General features: G+C 57.3%; 25 protein-coding genes, 2 tRNA genes, 1 other RNA gene and 1 pseudogene. 22 read left to right on the forward strand and 7 right to left on the reverse strand.

Annotated elements, in window-relative coordinates:
- Positions 1 to 8: 8 nt before the first annotated feature.
- The 9 genes from SRB521_RS07640 to SRB521_RS07675 all read left to right on the forward strand — a co-directional run bounded on the left by SRB521_RS07640 (position 9) and on the right by SRB521_RS07675 (position 7,817).
- Complete coding sequence (locus SRB521_RS07640; RefSeq protein ID WP_075705023.1) at positions 9 to 407, forward strand: hypothetical protein; 399 nt, start codon at positions 9 to 11, stop codon at positions 405 to 407.
- Positions 404 to 2,527 carry a hypothetical protein gene (locus SRB521_RS07645; RefSeq protein WP_116722502.1) on the forward strand — a complete coding sequence of 708 codons (2,124 nt, stop codon included), beginning with the start codon at positions 404 to 406 and terminating at the stop codon, positions 2,525 to 2,527. Before SRB521_RS07640 ends, SRB521_RS07645 begins: the two co-directional genes overlap by 4 nt.
- Before the next feature lie 9 nt (positions 2,528 to 2,536).
- Complete coding sequence (locus SRB521_RS07650) at positions 2,537 to 3,499, forward strand: hypothetical protein (RefSeq protein ID WP_116722503.1); 963 nt, start codon at positions 2,537 to 2,539, stop codon at positions 3,497 to 3,499.
- Between the two features lie 12 nt (positions 3,500 to 3,511).
- Positions 3,512 to 3,865 (forward strand): hypothetical protein, encoded by a 354-nt coding sequence (locus SRB521_RS07655; protein ID WP_116722504.1) that lies wholly within the window; start codon positions 3,512 to 3,514, stop codon positions 3,863 to 3,865.
- Positions 3,862 to 5,166, forward strand: coding sequence for a collagen-like domain-containing protein (locus tag SRB521_RS07660; RefSeq protein ID WP_129868831.1), 1,305 nt, complete (start codon positions 3,862 to 3,864; stop codon positions 5,164 to 5,166). The genes SRB521_RS07655 and SRB521_RS07660 overlap by 4 nt, the downstream gene beginning before the upstream one ends.
- A 37-nt stretch (positions 5,167 to 5,203) precedes the next feature.
- A complete protein-coding gene (locus tag SRB521_RS16120; protein ID WP_207216010.1) occupies positions 5,204 to 5,341 on the forward strand; it encodes a hypothetical protein in 138 nt (45 codons plus the stop codon).
- Between the two features lie 140 nt (positions 5,342 to 5,481).
- Entirely contained in the window at positions 5,482 to 5,805 is a 324-nt protein-coding gene (locus tag SRB521_RS07665; protein ID WP_116722669.1) for a Rho GTPase-activating protein, read from the forward strand.
- A complete protein-coding gene (locus SRB521_RS16885; RefSeq protein WP_420810024.1) occupies positions 5,798 to 7,312 on the forward strand; it encodes a peptidoglycan recognition protein family protein in 1,515 nt (504 codons plus the stop codon). Before SRB521_RS07665 ends, SRB521_RS16885 begins: the two co-directional genes overlap by 8 nt.
- A gap of 16 nt (positions 7,313 to 7,328) precedes the next feature.
- Complete coding sequence (locus tag SRB521_RS07675) at positions 7,329 to 7,817, forward strand: phage holin family protein (protein ID WP_129868808.1); 489 nt, start codon at positions 7,329 to 7,331, stop codon at positions 7,815 to 7,817.
- A gap of 563 nt (positions 7,818 to 8,380) precedes the next feature.
- Here the strand turns inward: SRB521_RS07675 and SRB521_RS07680 are convergent.
- Positions 8,381 to 8,454: transfer RNA gene (locus tag SRB521_RS07680), tRNA-Gly, on the reverse strand.
- 510 nt (positions 8,455 to 8,964) lie between these two features.
- On the opposite strand from SRB521_RS07680, the gene SRB521_RS07685 reads away from it, so the two are divergent.
- Complete coding sequence (locus SRB521_RS07685) at positions 8,965 to 9,645, forward strand: TVP38/TMEM64 family protein (RefSeq protein WP_075703938.1); 681 nt, start codon at positions 8,965 to 8,967, stop codon at positions 9,643 to 9,645.
- 282 nt (positions 9,646 to 9,927) lie between these two features.
- Here the strand turns inward: SRB521_RS07685 and SRB521_RS07690 are convergent.
- Positions 9,928 to 10,003, reverse strand: a tRNA-Ala gene (locus SRB521_RS07690).
- A 192-nt stretch (positions 10,004 to 10,195) separates the two neighbouring features.
- Between SRB521_RS07690 and ffs the strand changes: the two genes are divergently transcribed.
- The 5 genes from ffs (at position 10,196) to SRB521_RS07715 (ending at position 13,870) form a co-directional block, all read left to right on the forward strand.
- Positions 10,196 to 10,460: signal recognition particle sRNA large type (gene ffs, locus SRB521_RS07695), an RNA gene on the forward strand.
- Positions 10,461 to 10,526: 66 nt separating this feature from the next.
- On the forward strand, positions 10,527 to 12,242 hold the full coding sequence (gene dnaX, locus SRB521_RS07700) for a DNA polymerase III subunit gamma/tau (RefSeq protein WP_320765410.1): 1,716 nt from the start codon (positions 10,527 to 10,529) through the stop codon (positions 12,240 to 12,242).
- Between the two features lie 7 nt (positions 12,243 to 12,249).
- Positions 12,250 to 12,597: a YbaB/EbfC family nucleoid-associated protein gene (locus tag SRB521_RS07705; RefSeq protein WP_075703936.1), complete on the forward strand. Its 348-nt coding sequence runs from the start codon at positions 12,250 to 12,252 to the stop codon at positions 12,595 to 12,597.
- Positions 12,598 to 12,603: 6 nt separating this feature from the next.
- Positions 12,604 to 13,170 carry an FUSC family protein gene (locus SRB521_RS07710; RefSeq protein WP_075703935.1) on the forward strand — a complete coding sequence of 189 codons (567 nt, stop codon included), beginning with the start codon at positions 12,604 to 12,606 and terminating at the stop codon, positions 13,168 to 13,170.
- Between the two features lie 61 nt (positions 13,171 to 13,231).
- On the forward strand, positions 13,232 to 13,870 hold the full coding sequence (locus SRB521_RS07715) for a GNAT family N-acetyltransferase (RefSeq protein WP_165366604.1): 639 nt from the start codon (positions 13,232 to 13,234) through the stop codon (positions 13,868 to 13,870).
- 169 nt (positions 13,871 to 14,039) lie between these two features.
- Here SRB521_RS07715 and alr read toward each other — a convergent pair whose 3' ends face one another.
- The 5 genes and pseudogenes from alr to SRB521_RS16125 form a co-directional block, all read right to left on the reverse strand.
- A complete protein-coding gene (gene alr, locus SRB521_RS07720) occupies positions 14,040 to 15,578 on the reverse strand; it encodes an alanine racemase (protein ID WP_116721641.1) in 1,539 nt (512 codons plus the stop codon).
- The gene (locus tag SRB521_RS16685) at positions 15,575 to 15,787 is read right to left on the reverse strand and encodes a D-alanyl-D-alanine carboxypeptidase family protein (RefSeq protein WP_279340999.1); all 213 of its coding nucleotides are present in this window, start codon (positions 15,785 to 15,787) and stop codon (positions 15,575 to 15,577) included. Before SRB521_RS16685 ends, alr begins: the two co-directional genes overlap by 4 nt.
- A 65-nt stretch (positions 15,788 to 15,852) precedes the next feature.
- Positions 15,853 to 16,116: pseudogene (locus SRB521_RS16690) on the reverse strand (M15 family metallopeptidase domain-containing protein); the annotation flags it as partial.
- On the reverse strand, positions 16,113 to 17,162 hold the full coding sequence (gene vanG / locus SRB521_RS07730; protein WP_116721642.1) for a D-alanine--D-serine ligase VanG: 1,050 nt from the start codon (positions 17,160 to 17,162) through the stop codon (positions 16,113 to 16,115). The pseudogene SRB521_RS16690 and the gene vanG, both read right to left, overlap by 4 nt.
- Positions 17,163 to 17,284: 122 nt before the next feature.
- A complete protein-coding gene (locus SRB521_RS16125) occupies positions 17,285 to 17,659 on the reverse strand; it encodes a hypothetical protein (RefSeq protein ID WP_165366605.1) in 375 nt (124 codons plus the stop codon).
- A gap of 188 nt (positions 17,660 to 17,847) precedes the next feature.
- Here SRB521_RS16125 and SRB521_RS07745 point away from each other — a divergent pair, with 188 nt between their 5' ends.
- The 7 genes from SRB521_RS07745 to deoC all read left to right on the forward strand — a co-directional run bounded on the left by SRB521_RS07745 (position 17,848) and on the right by deoC (position 22,831).
- The gene (locus SRB521_RS07745) at positions 17,848 to 18,234 is read left to right on the forward strand and encodes a Fur family transcriptional regulator (protein ID WP_116721645.1); all 387 of its coding nucleotides are present in this window, start codon (positions 17,848 to 17,850) and stop codon (positions 18,232 to 18,234) included.
- Positions 18,235 to 18,305: 71 nt separating this feature from the next.
- Complete coding sequence (locus SRB521_RS07750; protein WP_033119020.1) at positions 18,306 to 18,677, forward strand: desulfoferrodoxin family protein; 372 nt, start codon at positions 18,306 to 18,308, stop codon at positions 18,675 to 18,677.
- Between the two features lie 73 nt (positions 18,678 to 18,750).
- Positions 18,751 to 19,284, forward strand: a complete 534-nt coding sequence (gene rbr, locus SRB521_RS07755) for a rubrerythrin (protein ID WP_033119021.1) — start codon at positions 18,751 to 18,753, stop codon at positions 19,282 to 19,284.
- 163 nt (positions 19,285 to 19,447) lie between these two features.
- Complete coding sequence (locus SRB521_RS07760) at positions 19,448 to 20,428, forward strand: MBL fold metallo-hydrolase (RefSeq protein WP_075703931.1); 981 nt, start codon at positions 19,448 to 19,450, stop codon at positions 20,426 to 20,428.
- Positions 20,429 to 20,456: 28 nt separating this feature from the next.
- On the forward strand, positions 20,457 to 21,581 hold the full coding sequence (locus SRB521_RS07765) for a DUF362 domain-containing protein (protein ID WP_033119023.1): 1,125 nt from the start codon (positions 20,457 to 20,459) through the stop codon (positions 21,579 to 21,581).
- A gap of 316 nt (positions 21,582 to 21,897) precedes the next feature.
- Complete coding sequence (locus SRB521_RS07770; protein WP_075703929.1) at positions 21,898 to 22,113, forward strand: helix-turn-helix domain-containing protein; 216 nt, start codon at positions 21,898 to 21,900, stop codon at positions 22,111 to 22,113.
- A 52-nt stretch (positions 22,114 to 22,165) separates the two neighbouring features.
- Entirely contained in the window at positions 22,166 to 22,831 is a 666-nt protein-coding gene (gene deoC / locus SRB521_RS07775) for a deoxyribose-phosphate aldolase (RefSeq protein ID WP_033119026.1), read from the forward strand.
- Positions 22,832 to 22,925 lie beyond the last annotated feature (94 nt).

A 22,925-nucleotide genomic window follows, 5' to 3' on the forward strand; every position in this document is an offset into this window, starting at 1 on the left:
GGGCAACTATGAGTGCGAACTATGTAAAAATTAATGGTCAGCCCTTCGACGCCAAAGTAGCGATTTCGGACTATGAAGAAAACTTTAACGTGCTAGATGGAGAAAATGCCGGGCGAGTGAAGAATGGAAGCATGGTCAGGGATGTCATAGGTACATATATTGGGCATAAAATTACCTTTTTCAGCGCTGGTAACATAGGGGAATTTGACGCCCTGTGGGATTACTTGGTGCAGCACTCTGTGGATGACTTTGTAACACTCGAAGCCGCCGACGGGCAAAGCACCATTATATACGAAGCATATTATACATCCGGCAAAAGAAAAATACGAACGGTGCAGGATGGCGTAAACTATTGGGACGAAATAGAAGTCAATTTTGTCCCAATTAACCCGCAGGTGACGCCATGAGCTATAAAATTATATATGGGGACCGGACCTTCACAGCCAAGGATATCAAGGAGGGACATTGTTTTATCGGCAATTCCATTGCCGGGGACGAGCTCACAATTGATACCTTGGATGTGACGGTCAAAAGCTTCGACACGCAGTTTTTCCCGCTGACGGACTCGGACGGGTATCTCCTGTGTGATTCAAACGGGCACTTTCTTGTGGCCCGGCCCAGACTGGATGATCTGACACAGTATGTCTATGGCGAGCCGGTGTATTACTACCATGACGATGTGCTGATCGGGAAGTTTTTCCTCTCCTCTGTGATGCGGGTGGGGCTGATCCACTATAAGCTCTCCTGCATTTCGGGGGTTGGGCTGCTGGACAATACCCAGCATTACGGCGGCATGTATACGGGACAAGCCTTGTCTGATGTAGTTGCGGATATTATTTCCGGCACGGTAGAGTACAGCATAGACGAGGCATATCAAAGCATCCCGGTCTATAATTGGCTGCCCATCGGTACGCGGAGAGAAAACCTCCACCAGCTTTTGTTTGTGACGGGGCTCGCCCTGAAAAAGGACGCGAACGGAATTATACGGATTACGGCATTAACAGACGGCAACCCAACAGAAATCGGAGAGAGCCGCTTGTTTTCGGGCGGAAGCATTGATTACAATGCCCCCTCCACGGCGGTTTCGGTCGCGGAACACACATATATAGCATTTGCATCAGACGAAACGGTTACGTTGTTCTCGGGTGAAGCGGCGGCGGAAGATATTATTACGCCGAATGGAGCCAAGGTGTCTGGTGTGCTTGTGCCGTTTGATAACCCGATACACGATCTCCAAATCGACAATGGGGAGATTTTAGAGAGCGGCGTAAACTACGCCGTACTGGCACAGAGCTCAGATTGCCTCCTCACTGGTCAAAAGTATACGCACATTGTACGGGAAATTTTACGCGGCGAGGCTGGGGCCAGCAAGGACAACACCGCTACTGTTACGGACGCGACGCTTGTAAATCTGGCAAATTCCGAAAATGTGGCCGAGCGCGTACTTGCTTACTACAGCAAAGCACGCACTGTCTCCAATGATCTCGTGGTCGGTACAGAGCGCCCAGGCGACCCAATAAGCATGGATGACCCGTTTGGAGACCCCATGACGGGCATTATAAAATCCATGGATATCAATATATCCAATTTGCTCAGAGCGCAAACCGAATTTGTGGAGGGGTACACACCCACCGGAATTGGCAATTATTATGAGCATCTCCTTATCATCACCGAAGATGGGACGGTCACAATCCCGGCAGAAGCAAAAGGCAGGGTGCGCCTTGTCCTCATCTCAGGCGGTCAAGGCGGCGCATCCGGCGAAAAAGGCGCAGACGGCACCAATGACAGCCAAAGCGACGGAAACGGCGGTAAGCCTGGTGCGGGTGGTAAGGCTGGTAAGGGCGGTTCCGGAGGCCGCATTTACATTGCCACGATCCCGGTAACTCCGGGACAAACCTTTGCGGTAAAAATTGGGCGAGGCGGAGTCTACGGCTTTTATTCGGAGGACGGATCGGAAGAAGGCTCGTTTGGAGGAGACACCACTTTTGGGGAATACTCCACCGCGAATGGCCGTGCATCTGAGGCTGGATTTGTCGAAATGTTCAGCGGGGTCGTATACGGCTTGCCCGGTGATGACGGTGTGGACGGCGGCAACGGCAGTGGAGAGGACGGCGAGGGAGAAAACGTCGTATATAATGGCGTTACATACACACCCGGCGCACAGGGAGAAACCGCGAGATACGAAAGCAGCAGAATGACCGTCGTAGGCATTGGTGGCTATGGCGGCGGTGCAGCAGCAGGCCACAACGGGAAAGACGGCGATTCGGGCTCCGCAACTTATAATGGCGGAGATGGATACGGCACCGGCGGCGACGGCGGCGCGGGTGCGGACGCGGATGCTCCGGCCACTACTCAGCACCGTGGCAGAGGCGGAACGGGTGGCAACGGCGGCGGCGGTGGCGGTGCAGCAGGCGGTGCATCGAATAACAATGTGACAACCAATAAATGGGATGGCGAGAACGGTATCGGCGGTGCGGGAAGCCATGGTGGGACAGGCGGCCTGGGAATTGCTTTTTTGTACTATTGAGGTGATAGCGTGGCAAATATTATAAAAAAACTGATCAACGGGATTTTGGGCGACGTGGTACAGCTTGATCACTCCGCCCAAGATATTGACGACACCATCACAAAAACGTCCCAACTCACCGGGCGTAATCTGCTGGATAACTGGTATTTTGCGGACCCGATCAATCAGAGGGGACAGACGAGTTACACGGGCGCGGTATATGGGGTTGACCGCTGGCGTAGTTTGACCGGGAACACGATTTCCGTTGAGATGTCTGGGCTGCGCATTACAGGGAGTAATGACACCTCATTTTCGAACATGATCCAGCAGAATATCCCAGAAGAGTTGTTAAACGCTCTGGACGGGAAAACCGTTACAGCGTCTATCCTTGTAGCCGAGAATACGGGTGGTGGCGCTGTAGCTACTAGGCTTGGATCAATCCCTGGAAGTGCTGTCACGACGGGGCTGTCTACATTTACAGTGACATTTAATAAGATCTCACATTCCTATTTTTCCATCCAGTGTGCCACCCCTAATACCGCAAATTTCGTAGTGCAGGCGGTTAAACTCGAGCTCGGCACTCAACAGACCTTGGCGCGCAAAGCCGTAGACGGTACGTGGACGCTGATTGACCCGCCGCCTAATAAGGCGGAAGAGCTGGCGAAGTGTCAGAGGTATTTCTACAGAAAAAAAGGCACTGGTCCCTATTCATATTATGGCAACGGTTATATCGACTCCGAAAATGGTGCATTTATTTTCGTTAATGTGCCAGAAATGCGAGTCGAGCCGACTGTTTCGGCAAGCGGCAATTTTATATTAAGCATACCAAGAAAAGCAATTTCAGTTACTTCAATTTCTTACGGCGGGGCATCCACTAATGGGTTTAATAGGATTTCTGTATCTGCTACAAGCTCGTTAACATCTAATACGCCGGTAATGCTGCAAGCAGACAATGACACGTCTACATACATTGACTTTTCCGCAGACCTATAAGGAGGCAACAACATGGAAGGAACAAAATCCAAAGTGTACGTCCTCCTTGACGGGGACAAGATCATCCGCTGCGAGGGCGGGTATACCATGAGCAACATCCAGGACATTGACGCCTGGACGTACATCGACGAGGGCAGCGGCGACCGCTACAACCTGTGCCAAATCCACTACTTTGACGGGGGCTTATACACTGACGATGGCATCACCCGGTATAAGCTGGAGGACGGTCATGCAGCAGCACGTACCGATGAGGAGATCGAGGCGGACCGTGCAGCGCTGCCCAAGTCATGCCCTCCTGACCTTGCGTCTCGCGTGGAAGCACTAGAGGAGATCACCGCAGCAATTGAGAGAGGGCTATCCACATGAGACTAAGAGCAACAGGCCAAACGCTGGAGTTAGTAGAGTCTGAACGACTGGTATCCGGGTCGGTAGAAATCTATACGGCAGCATTTGAGTTTGACGCAGCCTGGGATGGATATGCAAAAACAGCGGTGTTTACAGACGATATGGGCCGCAGCGCTGAGATTGCATTGACAGATAATACATGCACAGTCCCATGGGAAATCCTTCGGGCGGGCAAGTATATCCATATAGGCATATATGGAGTAAATGGGGACAAGCGATATCCGACGATTTACACAGCGAACGGTCTCAGGGTCTTTGAGGGTGCATTGCCCGCAAACCCATCTCAGCCCCCGAGCCCCACAGAGTATGAGCAGCTATTGAGCATGATCGGAGACACATCGGCCCTTAAAACCACGGACAAGTCCTCTTTGGTTGCGGCAATCAATGAGATATACCAAGCAGGCGGCGGTGGAAAGTCCGTTACAGATGCTCAGGTAAATGGGGACGGCGACCTTATCATCACCCTGTCAGACGGCACCACCATCAACGCGGGGCATGTAGTGGGCGCGGAAGGTGCGCAAGGCCCAGAGGGACCTCAAGGGCCGCCCGGCGCGGAAGGAGAACAGGGACCAGCGGGGCCCAAGGGAGACACCGGGGAGCAAGGCCCGCAGGGGCCGAAGGGCGATACCGGTGCCCAGGGATTGCAAGGCCCAAAAGGAGACCAGGGGGAACAGGGCATCCAAGGCCCGCAGGGGCCAAAAGGTGACACCGGAGACACCGGCCCGCAGGGTCCCGCAGGTGCGGATGGCGTCGGCCTCCCCACCGTGACCGCAGAGGACAACGGCATGTATGCGGGCGTGGTGGACGGAGCGTGGGGCAAAGTGAGCGCGCCGGGTGGGGGCAGAGAGTGGACACTGCTATGGGAACATACATTTTCGGAATCTGACGTGGGTACGGCATATTGGGAATGGAATGTACCCGACATAACAGAGATATCAGTCAGGACCTGGGGGCTACAGTCAAATCAAACGATGGGGTGGCAGCTTAAAGTCAATGGGGCAAGCCTCACAAATAACGTGGCCGTCCGCAACACGGATGGCATCAAGCATCAAATCATACATGCCATATTTGCCGGAGCCCATTGGATCACACGGATATCCACCTATGACTATGACGCGATGTCTGCGTCCTCGCTAAATAATACGGCATCGCCCACTGGCGCAAATATGGGAGATGGTAAAGCCCAAACGATCCAGTTTGCCCAAAGCGCCGTACAGGACTACCAGATATATAGCGGACAAGTAAAGATTTGGGTGAGGTAGCGATATGTACAAAGTAATAGATAATGTCAAAATCCTCATGACAGCAGAAGAACTCGCGGAGCTGGAGGCCATGGGACAGGCCCAGCCCCCCATCTCGCCCACAGAGGCGGAACGGCTCTCCGCGTTGGAGGCGGCCATGCTGGAGCTGATGATGGGAGGGACGGGCGATGTATGAGTTTATCCGCATTCAGTATCGTCTGGGCCGTCTGACGGCGGAGCAGGTGTGCTTCATGGCCCCGAAGTGGATCACTGCCGATCAGGCGGAAGAGATTATCCATATGTGACAGGCCAACTTGGCCGGAAAGGAAAATTATTATGAAGCATCTGTACGAGTACATCAACGAGATCATGGACATCGCCGAAGTCAATCAGGTGGAGCCGCAGAACGCCAAGGATATGTTTTTGGCCAACATCCGGAACGCCGGGGACCCCACGCTGCCCCACTACAGGGGCGCGGGGGATGTGGACTACGCCGCGCTGGCGGAGGACCTGCCCAGACTAACCAATGAGGGAGCGGCCCTCACTCAGGCGTTATTTGACCACTACAAGGCGCTGGTGGAGCTCCGCAGGGCAGGGCGGTACGCCGAGGCGGTGGAGCTGATGCGCGGGGCGGTGGAGGCGGCTGAGGGTGATGAGTAAGTACATCGCCTCCATCCCACTGGGGGACATAGACAGGATACGAATCTACATCAACTCCGGCAAGCTGCCCCTCCGACAGATTGTGGCCCAGGAGGAGCCGGACCTTGCGATCACGGGCAACTTTTGGCTCTACGGCAGCTATCAGCCCGCGTGCCCCATCAAGGCTGACGGGAAGGTGCTGGCGACCGACGCATACCACTACCCGGCTCTGATCTGGGATACCGGGCCGGACATCTCCATGGGCATAGTCCCGCCCGGCGGGGCCTGCGGCAAGGCGAACTATATTGCAAATTCCGCCGGACTCTACCAGGGCAAGCCGGAGACCATGTACTGCAAGCCCGATGTCCGGGGGCGTCGCGGCCGGACGGGGTGGGGCTTCTGCGGCGGGGCGCTCGCCTTTATCGCCTTCCCGGACGGGGACGGCATGGAGCCGGAGGAGCTGCGGGACTACGTGCAGGGCCTCGGATGGTCTGACTTCATCATGGGCGACGGCGGACGCAAGGTGAACTATTATAACAGGGCCACCGGGGATATGGTGCAGGGCCGTGACCCAAGCCAGAATCTGATTTTGGTCTACAAACGCAAAAGGGCATCCAAGCCCGACGACAGCGATAAGGGGGACAAGCCTATGGACGACATCACCCAGGCCATCATGACCAACAGCGACTGCTACAAGGCCGGGAGGACCATTACCCCCAAGGGGATCATGGTACACTCCACCGCCACCCCGGGGGCGGATGCCCAGACCATCCGGTCCGCCTGGGACCGGTCAGGCGCAGAGGCGGCGGTCCACTACATCATCGACGACCAGCGCACGCTCCAGACCCTGCCGGACACCTGCCGGGCGTGGCACTGCGGCGGGGCGGCCAACAACACCCACCTAAGCTTTGAGATTTGTGAGCCCCAGGAGTGCCGCCTGATCCCCGCCGAGTGGATTGCCCTCAAACGGGGGTCCTCCGGCTGGGCTGTCCAGCGCCTCCAGATGGAGCTGCAGGCCAGAGGATACGACCCCAAGGGGGTGGACGGCTCTTTCGGGCCCGGCTGCGATGCGGCGCTGCGGGCCTGCCAAAAGGACCTGGGACTCACGGCGGACGGGTCCTGCGGACCGGCCACCCTCGCCAAGCTGGCAAGCCGTGACGGCTCGTATCTGGCTTACAACCCCCAGGATACCGCAGCATATTTTGAAGCCGTGTGGGGGCGCGCCGTGGCCCTGTGCGTCCAGCTTTGCAAGACCTGCGGCCTGACCGCCGCCGACATCCTGTGCCACTCCGAGGGCTACACCAAGGGCATCGCCTCCAACCACGCGGATGTGATGCACTGGTGGCCTTACCACAGTAAGACCATGGATATGCTCCGGGCGGCGGTGGACAAGGCACTGGGCGCGCAGGAGCCGGATTACCGGGCCCAGGTACAGGCGCGCTTCGGGCTGGCCGACGAGACCATGGACTACCTGGAGGCGTACAAATACGGCGCGGCCCTGCTGCAAAAGCTGGCCGCGGCAAATTAGGAGAGGAGTACTTATCATGACCGAAAACATCAACGGCATCAAGGCCGCCGTGGCCGCCGTCATCGCCGCGCTGACCGCTCTGTGGGGGTGGTACGGTTGGTTTATCTGCATTCTGGCCCTGTGCATGCTGCTGGACTACATCACCGGCTCCGCCGCCGGAATGAAGGCGGGGGAGTGGTCCTCCAAGACGGCCCGCACTGGGCTGTGGCATAAGCTGGCCATCCTTGTGGCTGTACTGGTGGCCGCTATTCTGGACACAGTAGTGGGCATGATCGTCAACAATATTCCGTCGATCACGCTTCCCTTTGAGTATACGGTGATCTTCGGCCCCCTTGTGGTGGCTTGGTACATCCTCACGGAGCTGGGCTCCATCCTGGAGAACGCGGGGAAGTTGGGGGACGGTAAGCAGCCCGCGTGGTTCAAAAGGGCCGTCTCCGCCCTCAAATCCGGCGTGGACCAAACCGGGGATAAGCTGGGCGGCGGAGAGGACCGGGAGAAGGAATGACCAATTAAACGGCCCCCGCCAAGCGCTGGGACGGTATTGTGGACAAGCTCATTTGGCTGGCCGTCTCCTGGGCGATGGGGTTCATCGCGGCACAGATTTTAGGTTGAAATTAGCCCCCGCCATCCAATATGGGTGGCGGGGGCTTAATCTAATCAGACGCATCGGCGGCTTTTGCGCCAAACACAGGCGCATTATCCAGCATTCGGCCTGTGCGCGGGTCCCTGCCGGGATCATGGGCTGCCCACTCCTCAGCGCCGCATTTGGGGCATGACTCATCTATGTGCCAGTGTCCATAGGGCTCTTCGCCTGTCGGAGGGTCCCAGCGGCATGGCCCGTAGCAGCGGCCGCAGATCACGACAACGCGAGGATGGTACAGCGCCATATCAATCATCCTTTCCTGGCGCAAGGGTTGGATTCCGTGTGTAATTTCGTGTGCAATTTTTTGCTTTTTGATGAGTGATGAGTCATATACAACATCAACACATCACAAAATAAAAAACCTGCAATCAATTGCGACTGTAAGCGAAAACCCCGAAACGTAGATTTCTCAACGCTTCGGGGTTTGGAGCAGGTGAAGGGAATCGAACCCTCGTGTTCAGCTTGGGAAGCTGACGTTCTGCCATTGAACTACACCTGCACTTTGAATCAGCTTGCTTAGTATAGCACACTTGGAAGGGGATTGCAAGATGGATTTTTCAAATTATTTAAAGTGAATCGGCATAGTTTACAATTTAGATACAGATAATTTGTATATTATATACATATGCTCTCTTGATTTTAGAAGAAAGAGCTGTTATAATGAAGCTACAATAAAAAAGGAGGTGTTGTGAAGCATGATGTTGCAGAACATTCGAGTGCAGGCTCTGGACGTCGATGATTTGATTTTCGGTGACAGCGGAGAACAGACCGTCAGCGATCGATGATTGGCCGGACAAGGAAGCAACCACACCGTTAGGTGTGGCTTTTTTGTTACCGGGCTCATGATAGATAGATAACAGCCTGCGTGTCGCAAGGCACGGAAAGCAGCGGATGGGCCGTGAGGTCGCCCGCTGCTTTTTTTCATAAATTTTTAAGGAATTCCTATAGTGCTGCAAAGAAACCTGTGATAACCTAAGAAGGAAAGACAGATAAGAGGAGCTCGGTACATATGAAAAAGCATAGGTGGAATATTACGCTTGCGCTTACAGTATTACTGCTGGGGGGCGGCTTACTCTTCCTGTGGCAGACCGGCTTTTTTGCTGCGGCGACCTCTCTGGAAGGAATCCGGGCATATATAGAAGAGTTTTCTCCTTATTCACAGGCGGTTTTCTTTTCCGTACAACTGGCCTCCGTCATTTTAGCGCCGATCCCCAGCAACATTACAGCGGCGGCAGGAGCGCTGCTATTTGGCATGTGGCCGGCTTTTTTGCTCACTTGGGCGGCTGTGGCTCTGGGGTCGCTCGTTGTATTTTGTTTGGCAAGGACTCTGGGACAAAAATTTGTGGAGCGATTTGTGAGCGAAAAGGTGTCGGAGCGTTATTTGGGCCTTATGAAAAGGAAAAGGGACGTTTTTTTATGTCTGGTGTTTTTGTTTCCTTTCTTCCCGGATGATATCATTTGTATCCTAGCTGGACTCACTGACATCAAGCGCACACGCTTTGCAATGATTGTGGTTTTATTTCGTCCCTGGGGACTTCTGGTGGCCTGTGGTGTTGGGGGATCGGTGATATCCATTCCTCTGTGGGGCATGGTGTTGATAGGCATTGCCGGGGCGATCCTGTTTCTGGTGGGGCTCAAATACGGGGACAGGGTGGAGGCGTGCCTGCTTGAGCGAATGAAGAAGCGCTGAAGCAGGCGATATGAGTACTCGGATCCATGAAAAAGACACGGGTGGATTCCGGCACCTCTCAGTCAAGCCTGCAAAAATCGCACAAATGGAGCAAAAAGACCTTTTGTTTGCCCAGCGTCCCTCAGAGCAGACGGTGTCTTTGCGCCGTGAATTCGAGCGGAGAGGGAATTACGCAGAGCGAATTCACTTTGGTCCACGTATTTTTAATACCAGAGAGTGGGATGTCCAACGGAAGTGGGACCCAAAAAGGAAGGCATCTGCTGTTGCAGATGCCTTCCTTTTTGGTGGACCTGAAGGGATTCGAACCCTCGACCTCTCGGATGCGAACCGAACGCGCTCCCAACTGCGCTACAGGCCCATATCGAAATTATAATCCTATATGACACACCCGATCGGAGCCGAATGCTTACTTATTATAGCATACTCCGCGATTTTGTAAAGACCTTTTTTTCGCAAAAATAAAATCCGGGATTGATAAATTGAAAGGAGTGTAGTACAATATCCTATACCGGTTTTGCTGGACCCTTATCCGGTCCGGTGCGAAATAAGGCCGCACTAGTTGGGGAGATAGCGGTGCCCTGTACCTGCAACCCGCTACAGCAGGGATGAATCCCGGCCCCCGGAGCTGCGCTGTGTCGTCTGCCCCCGGTAAGTGGCGATGATAGATCGGTCCCGCGCAACGGGAACCCGTGAACCATGTCAGGCGGGGAACCGAGCAGCATTAAGCGGAACCTCCCGTGTGCCGCGGGGCTGCCGTTCTTGAGTTGGCTGCCAGGGTCACGGACATAGCGCAGTGTTCAAAGGCCGGTGTGCGGCCTTGTTTTGCGCCGGAATAAAAGGGAAGGGGTACGGTACGCCGCGCCCCTCTTTTTTCATTTGAGGTGATTGGATTGTACCAGGCGCTCTATCGAAAATGGCGGCCCCGCACATTTGATGATGTGGTAGGCCAGACCCATATCACCGATACACTCAAGCGGCAGGTGGCGACGGGCCGGCTTTCTCATGCTTACCTCTTTACCGGAACGCGGGGGACGGGCAAAACGACATGCGCCAAGATCTTGGCCCGAGCCGTCAATTGTGAGCATCCGGTGGACGGGAATCCCTGTAATGCATGCAATTCCTGCCGCGGCATTGAAAACGGCTCCATTCTGGACGTGCTGGAGCTGGATGCAGCTTCCAACAACGGAGTGGACCAGGTACGCGCCCTGCGGGATGAAGCGGTATATACCCCGGCGGCAGTGCGCAAGCGGGTGTACATCGTAGACGAGGTGCACATGCTTTCGACCGCTGCCTTCAATGCGCTGCTGAAGATATTGGAGGAGCCCCCTGCGCATTTGATGTTTATTCTGGCCACCACAGAGCTCCATAAGGTGCCGGCGACCATCAAATCAAGATGCCAGCAGTTCTCTTTTCAGCGAATCTTGCCGGGCGATATAGCCCAGCGCCTCTTATATGTGGCGGAACGTGAGGGAATTGCGCTCACCTCCGAGGGGGCGGCGCTGCTGTCCAGACTGGCGGACGGCGGCCTGAGGGACGCGCTCTCCCTGCTGGACCAGTGTGCCGGGCCGGCGGGGCCCATCGGAGAGCAGCAGGTACTGGATGCGCTGGGGCTTGCCGGAAATCTGGAGACCGCCCGCCTGATGGGCCGCGTGGCGGACCGGGATGCCGGAGGGGCGCTGGAGGACATCGCACGGCTCTACGGAGGCGGCAAGGATATTTCTGCGATCCTGGGGGAGCTGGCTTCGCTGACAAGAGACCTGCTGATCCGAAAGACAGCGCCCAGGTCCGGCGGCACGCTTCTGAACGGCGGGTTCGATGAGACCACGATGCGGGGACTCTCAGAGAAGTTCACGGCACCCCGGCTCGTGTGGATGCTCACTGTTCTGCAAGCCGCTCTGGCAGAGCTGCCGCGCAGCAGCAACCGGCGGACGGATGCAGAACTGTGTCTGATCCGCCTGTGTGACGAGCGGCTGGATGACAGCGCAGGCGGGCTGGTCGCGCGGTTGGACCGTGTGGAAGCACAATTGTCCAGTGGCGTCCCACTTCTAAAAGAGAAAAGTGAAAACGCTTGTCAGATAATTTCGGGGGAGAAAGCGGGAATTTCCATATCGCAAAGCTATATGCAAGGAGAAACGCTTGTCGATGATGACCGCTCCCAGAAGGATCTGCTGCCGTGGGAAGCAGCTGGCATACCGCGTGTGGAGCCGATGGCCGCCGCGTCCGATCCGAAACCTACGGCCGACACGGTGCCGTCCGTACCGCCTGCTCCGGATGGAGATATCTGGCCTGCGCTGGCGGCCGGACTTAAGAATAAAGTGAGCCGCAACGCATGGTCTTTTCTTGGGAATCCCTCGATGGTGCGGGGGGAATATGCAGATGGGGTGCTCACTCTTTGGGCGGACGACGAGTTGGTAAAGGGTGTGGTGAGCCGTCCCACTGTGCTGGAGGCGGTGGGAACTCTTGCACAGGGCAGACTGGGGCGTGAGGTACGTGTGTCTGTAAAAGTAGGTCGTCCGGAGTCGGCGGTCGGGCATGATAAGCTGGATGATTTGCTGGCCTTCGGGCGGCGGTTCGACAATATTACCATCAAGGAGTGAGCGGGTTATGGCAAAGGGATTCAACAGCCGCGGTATAGGCGGCATGGGCGGCGGTTTTAATATGAATATGATTAAGCAGGCCCAGAAGATGCAGCAGGATATGCAGAAGATGCAGGAGGAGTTGGAGAACAAGGAGTACACCGCGCAGGCGGGCGGAGGCGTGGTCTCGGCCACGGTGTCGGGTAAACATGAGCTCAAGAGCCTTGCTATCGATCCCGAGGCTGTGGACCCCGAGGATGTGGAGATGTTGCAGGATCTCATTGTAGCTGCGGTCAACGAGGCCATGCGGACGGCGGCCTCTGATGCGGCCGCCTCCATGGGACAGCTCACCGGCGGGCTGAATCTGCCGTTCTAAGAAAAAATGAGCATTCTTATCCCTAAAGTGGGTATGCGCACCGTTAAAACAGCGGTGTCGGTCATGATTTCTTATCTGGTCTTCGTGCCGTTCGGTCTTTTGTACCGGGAAGAGCTGGGAGGAGTATGGGGGCAGATGGGCCCACTGTATGCCTGCATTGCCTGTGTGGTGTGTATGCAGAGTTCACTGGGGCAGACGATGCAGCAGGGCATTTCTCGCTTTATCGGCGTAGCTGTGGGCGGCACGCTTGGGGTCCTGGTGCTGGCGCTGGGAGAACCGGTGCGTTATCCGCTGGTCAAGGCGCTGATGCTCGGCGTGGTCTGTGTGGCAGGCGTCTGGCTATGCCTGCTACTCAAGCGGCCGGCCGCCTGTGCCATGGCCTGTATCGTACCCTGCGTGATTCTGGTCAACGGGATGACAGGGGTGGAACGGTATTATTATGCGGCGGCCCGCATCATCGAGACCGTGGTTGGGGTGGCAATTGCCTTCGGCATCAATGCCGCCCTCCCGGACCACCGGGAAGGGCCCTCTGATGAGCCGTGGGAGCCGGTGGAGGACGAAGAGACGAAATAGCAGTCGATACAGGGCTTTCCACATCCGGAGGGCCCTGTATTTTCCTGAGAAGGGTATGGCCTTGGATGTTAAACTGAGGAAAGAGGGGCCGGAGGACACTCGAACGGTAGAGTGTCTGCTACGGGAGGCTTTTTGGAATGTTTATGTGCCGGGCTGTGAGGAGCACTATCTGGCCCATATTTTGCGGAAACACCGGGACTTTGTTCCGGAGCTGGACCTGGTGGCCGAAGCGGAGGGGCGCCTGGTGGGAAACGTCATGTGTACCCATGCCCGTATTGTGAGTGCACGCGAAACGGCATGGGAGATGCTGTGCCTCGGGCCGCTGGGTGTGCTGCCGGAATATCAGCAGTACGGTGTGGGGCGCATCTTGGTGGAGCGCGTGACCACGCTGGCGAGCGAGATGGGTTTTGGCTCCATTTTCCTCTATGGGGACCCCTCTTATTATCGTCGGTTGGGTTTTCTGCCCGGTGAACAGTTTGGAATACGAAACGGAGAGGGGCAATGGGCGGCGGCCCTGCAAGGGCGGGAACTGCGCCCGGGCGCATTGGAGAAGGTGGAAGGCCGCTTTTTAGAATCGGAGGCATTCCGGACCGATCCAGAGGCGGCGGCCCGCTTTGACAGAACATTTCCGGAGAGAGAGAAAAAGTGGCTGCCCAGTCAGGATCTGTTTTTAGAGCTTGTAAACATGGTCCGACAATAGAAGCGCCCCTTGCGAATATGGCCTTCGGACCCGGATCAGGGAGTAATGGATCAAAAAACATGCGGATGGAGCTGCCGGAGCAAGTTCCATCCGCATGTGATGCTTTCCCGAAAATCCCGCTTAGGCAGCAGGGCTGTATCGTCCGGCAGGGAAGAAAACAGGGTTGTTTTTATGAGGGCATGCGATGGACCCGCTGGACCCTGACGCCCAGCCGTGAGAGAAGCTCATTGGGGATGGTCTCCGCAGCGCCGGCCACGGCTGCGGCGTCCAGACCGGAGCCGATGAGGACGGCTTCACATCTAGGCACTGCGGCGGGGATAGCGGTAACATCACACAGAGTCTGGTCCATGCAGACACGTCCCACGATAGGCGCGCTTTTTCCGGCGATCAGCGCGTGGCCCCGTCCGCCCAATGCGCGGGGAAAGCCGTCGGCATAGCCAATGGAGAGCACGGCCAGACGGGTGGGGCGGCTGGCTGTAAAGGTCCGGCCATAGCCCGCCGTATCGCCCGGGGCCAGGACATGGATCGCCGCGACCCTGCATTTCAGTGTGAGTACGGGACGAAGTCCGGAGCTGCCCACCCCGTAAAGTGCCAGTCCGGGGCGGACAAGGGAACAGGGGAGAGCCGGACAAGAGTAGATGCCGGCGCTGGCCTGGATATGGAGCACGCCGGGATCGATCCCGCGGGCCTTCAGATTCGCTGCAAGCGCGAAAAAGGCGTCGATCTGACTGTGAGTAAATGCGCGGTCGGAGGGTGTGTCGCTGTCCGCGGCACAAAGGTGGGTGAAAAGACCTTCTGCCCGCAGGCGGGGAGCCCGGTATACCGCAGCCACTGCGTCAACCTCCGAAGAGGGAAATCCCAGACGATGCATTCCGGTATCCACAGCCACATGGAGCCGGAGGGATTTTCCAAAGGCGGCAAGCTCTTCGGCGTGGACGGGATCTGCAACGGTAAGGATGAGGTTTCGGCGGTGCGCTTCGGAGAATTCCGGAGGAAAAGTCCGCCCCAGCACCAGAATATCACCTTTGATCCCGGCACGCCGCAGGGTAGCCCCCTCATTTACGGTGGCCACTGCGAAGGCGCCCACACCCTCCCCGGCACAGAAACGGGCAATTTGGACGGCGCCATGGCCGTAGCCATCCGCCTTGACCACGGCCATCAGGGCACACTCCGGCGGGATTCGAGCCCGGAGCGCCCCCAAGTTATGCCGAAGGGCGGAGAGGTCGATCTCGGCCCAGCAGCGGGCGGGAGCAGGGGATGGCCGCGGCCGCAGGAATCGGCAGAACAGTGCTCCGGCGGCCAGAGAGAGGCAGACTACGGCGAGAAAGTGAAGAAAATCGTTGTCCATCAGCAGAGTGGTCAGGCCGGTCAGGCGGGCGAAACCGCGCAGCGCGCCAAGGAGGCCGGGACGATGTCCCTTATAGAGCTGGAGAGGCAGATAGAAAAGTGTGGCGCACAGATAGAGAAGCAGCGTCCGGCGGAGGAAGGGGCACACGGCGCGCCGGCCCTCCCGCTCCGCCTTCGGCAACAGAAAATACCCCGAAACGGACAGGAAAAAGGGGACGGCCACCCGTGCCGGGATCTGGGTCAGCACATGATCGGCCTCGGGGGAAAAGGCGAGAAGCGGAGAGGTGTGGTTGGCTACGACCAGCAGCGCGGCAGGCAGGCGAAACCAGTCCAGACCCCCGGAGCGGGGAGAGCGGCTCATAGCAGATACTCCTCCAGCGTGAGGCCGCGGTCTGCAATCTCGCGGGCAAAAGGGATGCCCACATACCGAAAGTGCCAGGGCTCCCAACCAATTCCAGTGACGGCCTCCTTGCCCTTGGGATAGCGGAGAATAAAGCCAAACTCCGCCGCCCGGGCCCGAAACGTTCCGCATATGCCGGTATCGGGGAAGGAGGGGCGAATAAAATCCAGCTCAGGGCATTTTCGCCCAGATCAATGGCGAGTCCAGTCTCGTGTTCACTGCACCCCGGGCGGGCCACATAGGTCTGGGTAAAAGCCGGGCCGTTTTCCCGGAGAGACGATGCCCAGAGAGATTCCTGTTCGGCACGGGAGCGCCACCCGCTTACCGGGACAATGCGGGTCCCGGCGTCCAGCGCCTGGAGCAGGCGGCGAAGTGCGTCGGCCGCAGGGCGAAGGAGAAGCACGTCCGGCCGGTCCGGAAGAGCAGGGACCAGGGCCGAAGCGGGCGGAGGAGCAGACAGGGGATGCTCCCGGTTGACCAGTATGAGAAAACCGCTCATGTGCCCACCGCCGTTTCGATGAGCCGGTCCAGCACCTGGGAGAAGGAGAGCCCTGCCGCAGCCATCATGGCGGGATAGCGGCTGTGCGCCGTAAAGCCGGGGATGGTGTTGATCTCATTGAAAATCAATCGTCCGTCGGGCGTAAGGAAGAGATCCACCCGTGCCATGCCGCGGCAGTCAAGCGCGCGGTAGAGTTTGGACGAGAGCGCCTGCACGGCCTGTTCCTGACTCGGAGAGATTCTGGCAGGCGTGTGGATTCTGGCGGTGATGAGATGGTATTTCTCATCGTAGGTGAAAAAGCCTTTCTGGAGTTCGATCTCATCGGGGCGGCCCAGCGTGAGGTCCCGGTCCCCCAATACGGCACAGCCGACTTCAAATCCTGAGACTTCCTCCTCAACGACCACTTTGTCGTCTCGCTCCAGCGCGGATGAAACGGCGGCGAAAAGTTCGGATTGGGCGGTAACACGGGTTACGCCGAAGGAGGAGCCAGCCCGGGCGGGCTTTACAAAAAGGGGCCAGGAAAGCGCGGCGGTCCTCTGGCGCAGTAGGACAAAGTCCTCCCCTGCACGGAAAACCACAGAGCGGGGGACCTCCACACCCGAGGCACGCGCCACCTGATGGGCGAGCTCCTTGTCCATGCATAGAGCGGAGGAGAGTACGCCGCAGCCTGCCACCGGGATACCGGCCAGTTCCAGCAGGCCCTGCACGGTACCGTCCTCGCCGTTGCGGCCGTGAAGGACGGGAAGCGCGGCATCCAGCCGCAGCGTGGAGGGCCCTGCGGCGTTCAGAAGCAGCAGCCCATGGAGCTCCCGGTCCGGTGAGAGGACGGCGGGGACACAGCAGGGGCCCAGGTGCCAGGTGTCGTCCGGCAGCGCATCATAGGGGCCGGTGTAGAGAAACCAGCGCCCATCCCGGGTGATGCCAAGGGGGACGGGCTCATATTTCTGCGGGTCCAGGTGTGTGAGCACCCCATGGGCCGATTGGAGGGACACGCGATACTCCGGGGAGCAGCCGCCAAAGAGAACGGCCAGCCTGCATTTTGACATAAAAAACGCCTCCTAACTGTTGGAACTATCATAATCCAACAGAAAGGAGGTGTTTTTAAGCGGAGCAGTCAGATTCCTGACAAATTCATTTCAGAAATCGAAAGACGTCCTGTAAGACTGCGTTATCGTCTGCCGGCGTCGGCGATATCCTCGCCCACGCGCTCGATGACGCGGCCGGTGCCCCGTACCGCGCCGCTGACCACATTGCCCGCCTGATCCACGGCATTCCGGGCTGCATCGCCCACGCCGGTCTCAGGATTGGTGGTTCCGCCGTTCACCTGCCCGTCGGCATTGGCGTCGTAATGGTCGGTGGGGGCTACGGTATCGGTGGGATTCACCGGTTCCGTGGTCGGCGCGTGGGTGGGTTCCGGGGCTACGGTGGCGGTGGGGGCCGTAGTGGGCGTGGGAGTCACTTTGGGCGTCTCATTTTTGCTGCATCCGGCCAGCGCACCGATCAGGGCCAGACCACAGACCAGAGCGATTTGATTGCGCTTCATATCATTGCCTCCTGCATCATACAAAAAATAGGATTCCATCCGTGTCTTATTATGTGCGTCCGCCGTGTCCTTACGCCCGGAAAAATTTTTTAAAAGATTTGAAAAAAGGCTTGCAATCGAGAATAATTACTGTTATAATCAGCGCAGTAAAAGGAACAATTACTGATTATTGAGAAGAGGAGATGAGCATGAGCGGCAAACGATATTCTCGACAGAGAGAACTGATTTATCAGTGCCTGTTGCATACGAATCAGCATCCCACTGCGGAGATGATCTATAGCTGGCTCAAGCCGGAAAACCCCAATTTGAGCTTAGGTACGGTCTACCGAAACCTGAACCTGCTCTCAGAGGAAGGAATCATTGTGCGGATGCCCTTTCCGGTGGAGCGATATGACGCTGTTAAGGAGCCCCATCCACATTTCCGCTGCCGCAAATGCGGAGGCGTATACGACCTGGAGGGCTTGGAGTACGACCATGGGTTGGACGAGGAGGCGGCCAGGTGCAGCGGGCATGAGGTAGAGCGCCATGAGGTGGTTTTTTCCGGAATCTGTGCCCATTGTGTCGAAAAGCATTGATTTCCAATACAGAATATGGTAAAATTAGATTGTGTTAAAACACAAAAATTTTTTTAGGAGGTTATGTTGCCATGGAACTGAAACTTTATCGTTGTGCGCACTGCGGCAATATCGCGTTCAAGCTGGTGGATAAGGGTGTGCCTCTGGTCTGTTGCGGCGAGCCCATGCAGGAGCTGAAGGCCAACGTCACCGACGGCGCTGTGGAGAAACATGTTCCCCAGATCACCCGTGACGGCGCGCATGTGACCGTGCAGGTGGGTTCCACCATTCACCCCATGCTCCCTGAGCACTATATCCAGATCATTGCGGCTGTCAGCGGCAATAAGGTGACCTTCCAGTTGCCCAAGCCCGGTGACGAGCCTGTCCTGAAGGTGGGAAGCAGCGAGCCTGTGACCGCTTACGAGTACTGCAATCTCCACGGCTTCTGGAAGGGCGAGGAATAAGGCGTCCTGCGGCGCGGTGCGCCGAACCGGTACATAAAAAATAGATATTTTGATGAAGGGAGATTTATATCATATGGAACTGAAAGGCAGCAAGACGGAGGCCAATCTGTGGAAAGCGTTCGCCGGGGAGTCCCAGGCCCGCAACAAATATACTTATTTTGCCAGCGTAGCCCGCAAGGAGGGCTACGAGCAGATCGCAGCCATTTTTGAGGAGACCGCCGGCAATGAGAAGGAGCACGCCAAGCTCTGGTTCAAGGCTCTGGGCGGCATCGCCACCACGGCTGAGAACCTGCTGGCCGCCGCCGAGGGTGAGCATGAAGAGTGGACCGAGATGTACAAGGAGATGTCCGAGACCGCCCGTGAGGAAGGTTTCCACGCTCTGGCCGATGCGTTTGCCGCTGTGGCCAAGATCGAGAAGAGCCATGAGGACCGCTATGTGAAGCTGGCCGAGAACCTCTCCAACAGCGAGGTGTTCAAGAGAGCTGAGGTCAAGGTGTGGTACTGCCGCAACTGCGGACACCTGGAGTACGGCGTAGAGGCCCCTGAGGTCTGCCCCGTCTGCGGTCATCCCCGCGCCTATTTTGAGATCAAGGCTGAGAATTATTGATCTGCAGCATTATCCATACGGGTGGCCCGCCGCATACTGCGGCGGGCCACCTTTTATCGCGGCGAGGGGAGCTTTTCGGGCAATTCCACCCTTTCCTTTTGGAGAAGGATGTGGTATGTTTATACATATCTAAAAATAGAACACTTTAATTGGGAGGTGCCTCATGCCGGAGGAAATCATGCAAAATATCCATCGGATTCCCGTTCCCCTGCCGGGAAATCCGCTCAAGGAGCTCAACGCCTATCTGATTCGGGGGAAGGACCGTAATCTGCTCATCGACACGGGGTTCCGCCAGCCGGCCTGCCGGGAGGCCCTCTTCGCGGGGCTGAGAGAGCTGGGGCTGCGCCGTGGAGATGTGGACGTGCTGCTGACACACCTGCATTCGGACCACGCGGGACTGGCTCCGGAGGCGGCGGGGGAGACGGGAACGATCTTTGTCAGCTCGGTGGACCGTCTCACGCTGGACAACATGGCGGAGCGCCAGAAGTACTGGGAAGAGGCGGACAACCGGTTCCGGGAGGAGGGATTTCCCATCTCCATGATGATGCAGATCAGGGACAAGAATCCCGCCCGCTCCATGGCTCCACCCACCGGGGGACATTATTCCAGCCTGGAGGACGGCGATGTGCTGGAGGCCGGGGACTACCGGTTGCAGTGCCTGCTGATGCCCGGGCACACCCCGGGCCAGATGTGCTTCTGGATGGAACGGGAGGGCTGCATGTTCCTGGGAGACCACGTGCTTTTTGATATCACGCCCAATATTACCGCCTGGCCACGGATGCCGGACGCCCTTGGGTCCTATCTCAGGAGCCTGGAGAAGATCAGGGCATATGACGTGAAATTGGCCCTGCCCGGTCATCGCCGGGGCGGAGATATGCACCTGCGGATCGACCAACTCCTCGAGCACCATAAGCGCCGCCTGGAGGAGGCCTTTTCCGCGGTAAAGAACCACCCGGGCCAGCCGGCCTATTTCCTGGCGGGAAAAATGACATGGAAGATCCGTGCCAGCTCCTGGGACACCTTCCCGGTGGCGCAGAAGTGGTTCGCAGTGGGGGAGTGTATGTCCCATCTGGATCACCTGATGGTGCAGGGACGCATACGCAAGGAGCTCCAGGGCGGAAAGGCGGCCTATTTCGCCGTCTGAGAGACGAAAAGAAACGAGGGACACAACATTGGAACAATCGAAGGTATATTTCTCTGATCTCAGGGCCCCGGTGGGCACCAATCTGCTGCGCAAGCTGGAAAAACTGATCCGCAGAGCGGGCATCGGGGACATCGACATGGAAAAGAAGCTGGTGGCCATCAAGCTCCACTTCGGCGAGCCGGGCAATCTCACCTATCTCAGGCCCAACTATGCCAAGGTGGTGGCCGACGTGGTGAAGTCTCTGGGCGGGGTGCCGTTCCTCACCGACTGCAACACCCTGTATCCCGGGCGCAGGAAAAACGCCCTGGAGCACATGGAGGCCGCTTATGAAAACGGTTTTTCACCCTTTTCCACCGGCTGTCATGTCATCATTGGCGACGGCTTGCGGGGCACCGACGATGTGGAGGTCCCTGTGGAGGGGGCGGAGTATATCCAGACCGCCAAGATCGGGCGGGCCATTATGGACGCGGATGTGTTTATCAGCCTGACCCATTTCAAGGGCCATGAGGCCACAGGGTTCGGCGGGGCCATCAAAAATATCGGCATGGGCTGCGGAAGCCGGAGAGGCAAGATGGAGCAGCACAACGCGGGCAAACCCCTGGTACGTCAGAGCCGCTGCGTGGGCTGCCGGAGATGTTCCAGGGAGTGCGGTCAGGACGCCATTTCCTACGGCGAGGACGGTAAGGCCGGCATCGACCAGGAGAAATGCGTAGGCTGCGGGCGCTGCATCGGCGCGTGTAATTTTGACGCCATCCGCACCCCCGACGACGCGGCCAATGCCGAGCTCAACCGTAAAATGGCGGAGTACGCCAAGGCTGTGGTGCAGGACCGGCCGCAGTTCCACATCAGTCTGGTCATCGATATCTCCCCATACTGCGACTGCCACGACGGAAACGATACGCCCATCCTGCCCGATGTGGGCATGTTTGCCTCTTTCGACCCGGTGGCGCTGGACCAGGCCTGTGCCGACGCCTGCCTCAAGCTTCCCGTCATGCCCGGCAGTCTGCTGGACGACCGGATGCATGAGGAGGGGTTCGTAGACCACCACGACCATTTCATCAACACCACACCAGAAGCCGAGTGGGAGAGCTGTCTGGAGCATGCGGAGAAAATCGGCCTGGGGAGCCGCTCTTATACGCTCATAACAGTGTGAGCAGCAGCCGCAGAGCAGGGAGGCGCGCTCGCACAGCGCGAGGTAAGCGGAATGTGCGCCCTCATAGCGCCGGTAAAGCGCCTTGTTTCCCGCCTCGCCCAACTGCTGCTCCAGCTCGTCGGCCAAACGTGTGTATTCCGAGTAGACCAGGGGATATTCCGGCAGCGCCTTCAGCGTCTCATCCTGAAGCTGGAGCAGATAATCCCACTCCCGCAGCAGGCTTTGCAGAAGCTTGTCCATGACTTCACCTCATATGTAGAATTTCTATGTAATTAGAAATGAATAAATTCTGCATGTCAAGAGGAGCGTGCATAAAATGTCTTTTCCAGACAGATTAAAGGAGCTAAGAGAAGAAAAAAAGCTCACGCAGGAGGAACTGGCGAAAATAGTTGGGTTGACCCTGCGTGCATATCAGCTTTACGAGTACGGGGAAGGATATCCAACATTTAAAAGGCTAATTATTATTGCTGACTTTTTTGACGTTCCCCTGGACTACCTCGTGGGGCGGTCCGATCTGCGGGAGCGGAAATAGGGCAGAGCGTCGCCCGTAAGGGCGGAAACCGATTCGGAAAGGAAGTATCACCATGGATACCGAGAAAATCCTAGCCCACTGCGACCATACCCTGCTCAAGCAGGAGTCCACCTGGGAACAGATCAGGGAGGTCTGCGACGACGGCCTCAAATACCGCTGCGCCTCGGTCTGCATCCCCGCCTCCTATGTGCGCCGGGCGGCGGAGCACGTGGGCAACGCGCTGAAGATCTGCACGGTCATCGGGTTCCCCAATGGCTATTCCACCACTGCCGTCAAGGTATTTGAGACGGAGGACGCCATCCGCAACGGGGCCGACGAGATCGATATGGTCATCAATATCGGCTGGGTGAAGGACCGGCGCTGGGAGGACCTGCTCACAGAGATCAAAGCCGTCAAGGCATCCTGTCAGGGAAGGATATTAAAGGTCATCGTGGAGGCGTGCCTGCTCACGGAGGAGGAGAAGATCAAGATGTGCGAGATCGTCACCGCCTCGGGCGCGGAATATATCAAGACCTCTACGGGCTTTTCCACCGGCGGGGCCACCCGGGAGGATGTGGCCCTCTTCGCCAGGCACATCGGATCTGGTGTGAAGATCAAGGCGGCAGGCGGTATCTCCACTCTTCAGGACGCGGAGGACTTTCTGGCGCTGGGCGCGGACCGTCTGGGAACGTCCCGGATCGTCAAGCTGGTGAAGGGACAGCAAGGAGAAGGATATTGAATGACAGGACCGGCTGCGGTTCAGGAGAAACCGGAGCCGGTCCCTTAATGCGGTTAATACTTTTGAAACAATTCTGTAAACTTTTTTTGATAAT

Source organism: Intestinimonas butyriciproducens, from assembly GCF_004154955.1.
Taxonomy (GTDB): Bacteria; Bacillota; Clostridia; order Oscillospirales; family Oscillospiraceae; genus Intestinimonas; species Intestinimonas butyriciproducens.

Excerpts from the sequence above, each read along its gene's own strand:
- SRB521_RS07640 (WP_075705023.1), top strand. The coding sequence starts at position 9 with ATGAGTGCGAACTATGTAAAAATTAATGGTCAGCCCTTCGACGCCAAA.
- SRB521_RS07645 (WP_116722502.1), top strand. The coding sequence starts at position 404 with ATGAGCTATAAAATTATATATGGGGACCGGACCTTCACAGCCAAGGAT.
- SRB521_RS07655 (WP_116722504.1), top strand. The coding sequence starts at position 3,512 with ATGGAAGGAACAAAATCCAAAGTGTACGTCCTCCTTGACGGGGACAAG.
- SRB521_RS07660 (WP_129868831.1), top strand. The coding sequence starts at position 3,862 with ATGAGACTAAGAGCAACAGGCCAAACGCTGGAGTTAGTAGAGTCTGAA.
- SRB521_RS16120 (WP_207216010.1), top strand. The coding sequence starts at position 5,204 with ATGACAGCAGAAGAACTCGCGGAGCTGGAGGCCATGGGACAGGCCCAG.
- SRB521_RS07665 (WP_116722669.1), top strand. The coding sequence starts at position 5,482 with ATGAAGCATCTGTACGAGTACATCAACGAGATCATGGACATCGCCGAA.
- SRB521_RS16885 (WP_420810024.1), top strand. The coding sequence starts at position 5,798 with ATGAGTAAGTACATCGCCTCCATCCCACTGGGGGACATAGACAGGATA.
- SRB521_RS07675 (WP_129868808.1), top strand. The coding sequence starts at position 7,329 with ATGACCGAAAACATCAACGGCATCAAGGCCGCCGTGGCCGCCGTCATC.
- SRB521_RS07685 (WP_075703938.1), top strand. The coding sequence starts at position 8,965 with ATGAAAAAGCATAGGTGGAATATTACGCTTGCGCTTACAGTATTACTG.
- SRB521_RS07705 (WP_075703936.1), top strand. The coding sequence starts at position 12,250 with ATGGCAAAGGGATTCAACAGCCGCGGTATAGGCGGCATGGGCGGCGGT.
- SRB521_RS07710 (WP_075703935.1), top strand. The coding sequence starts at position 12,604 with ATGAGCATTCTTATCCCTAAAGTGGGTATGCGCACCGTTAAAACAGCG.
- alr (WP_116721641.1), bottom strand. The coding sequence starts at position 15,578 with ATGAGCCGCTCTCCCCGCTCCGGGGGTCTGGACTGGTTTCGCCTGCCT.
- vanG (WP_116721642.1), bottom strand. The coding sequence starts at position 17,162 with ATGTCAAAATGCAGGCTGGCCGTTCTCTTTGGCGGCTGCTCCCCGGAG.
- SRB521_RS16125 (WP_165366605.1), bottom strand. The coding sequence starts at position 17,659 with ATGAAGCGCAATCAAATCGCTCTGGTCTGTGGTCTGGCCCTGATCGGT.
- SRB521_RS07745 (WP_116721645.1), top strand. The coding sequence starts at position 17,848 with ATGAGCGGCAAACGATATTCTCGACAGAGAGAACTGATTTATCAGTGC.
- SRB521_RS07750 (WP_033119020.1), top strand. The coding sequence starts at position 18,306 with ATGGAACTGAAACTTTATCGTTGTGCGCACTGCGGCAATATCGCGTTC.
- rbr (WP_033119021.1), top strand. The coding sequence starts at position 18,751 with ATGGAACTGAAAGGCAGCAAGACGGAGGCCAATCTGTGGAAAGCGTTC.
- SRB521_RS07760 (WP_075703931.1), top strand. The coding sequence starts at position 19,448 with ATGCCGGAGGAAATCATGCAAAATATCCATCGGATTCCCGTTCCCCTG.
- SRB521_RS07770 (WP_075703929.1), top strand. The coding sequence starts at position 21,898 with ATGTCTTTTCCAGACAGATTAAAGGAGCTAAGAGAAGAAAAAAAGCTC.
- deoC (WP_033119026.1), top strand. The coding sequence starts at position 22,166 with ATGGATACCGAGAAAATCCTAGCCCACTGCGACCATACCCTGCTCAAG.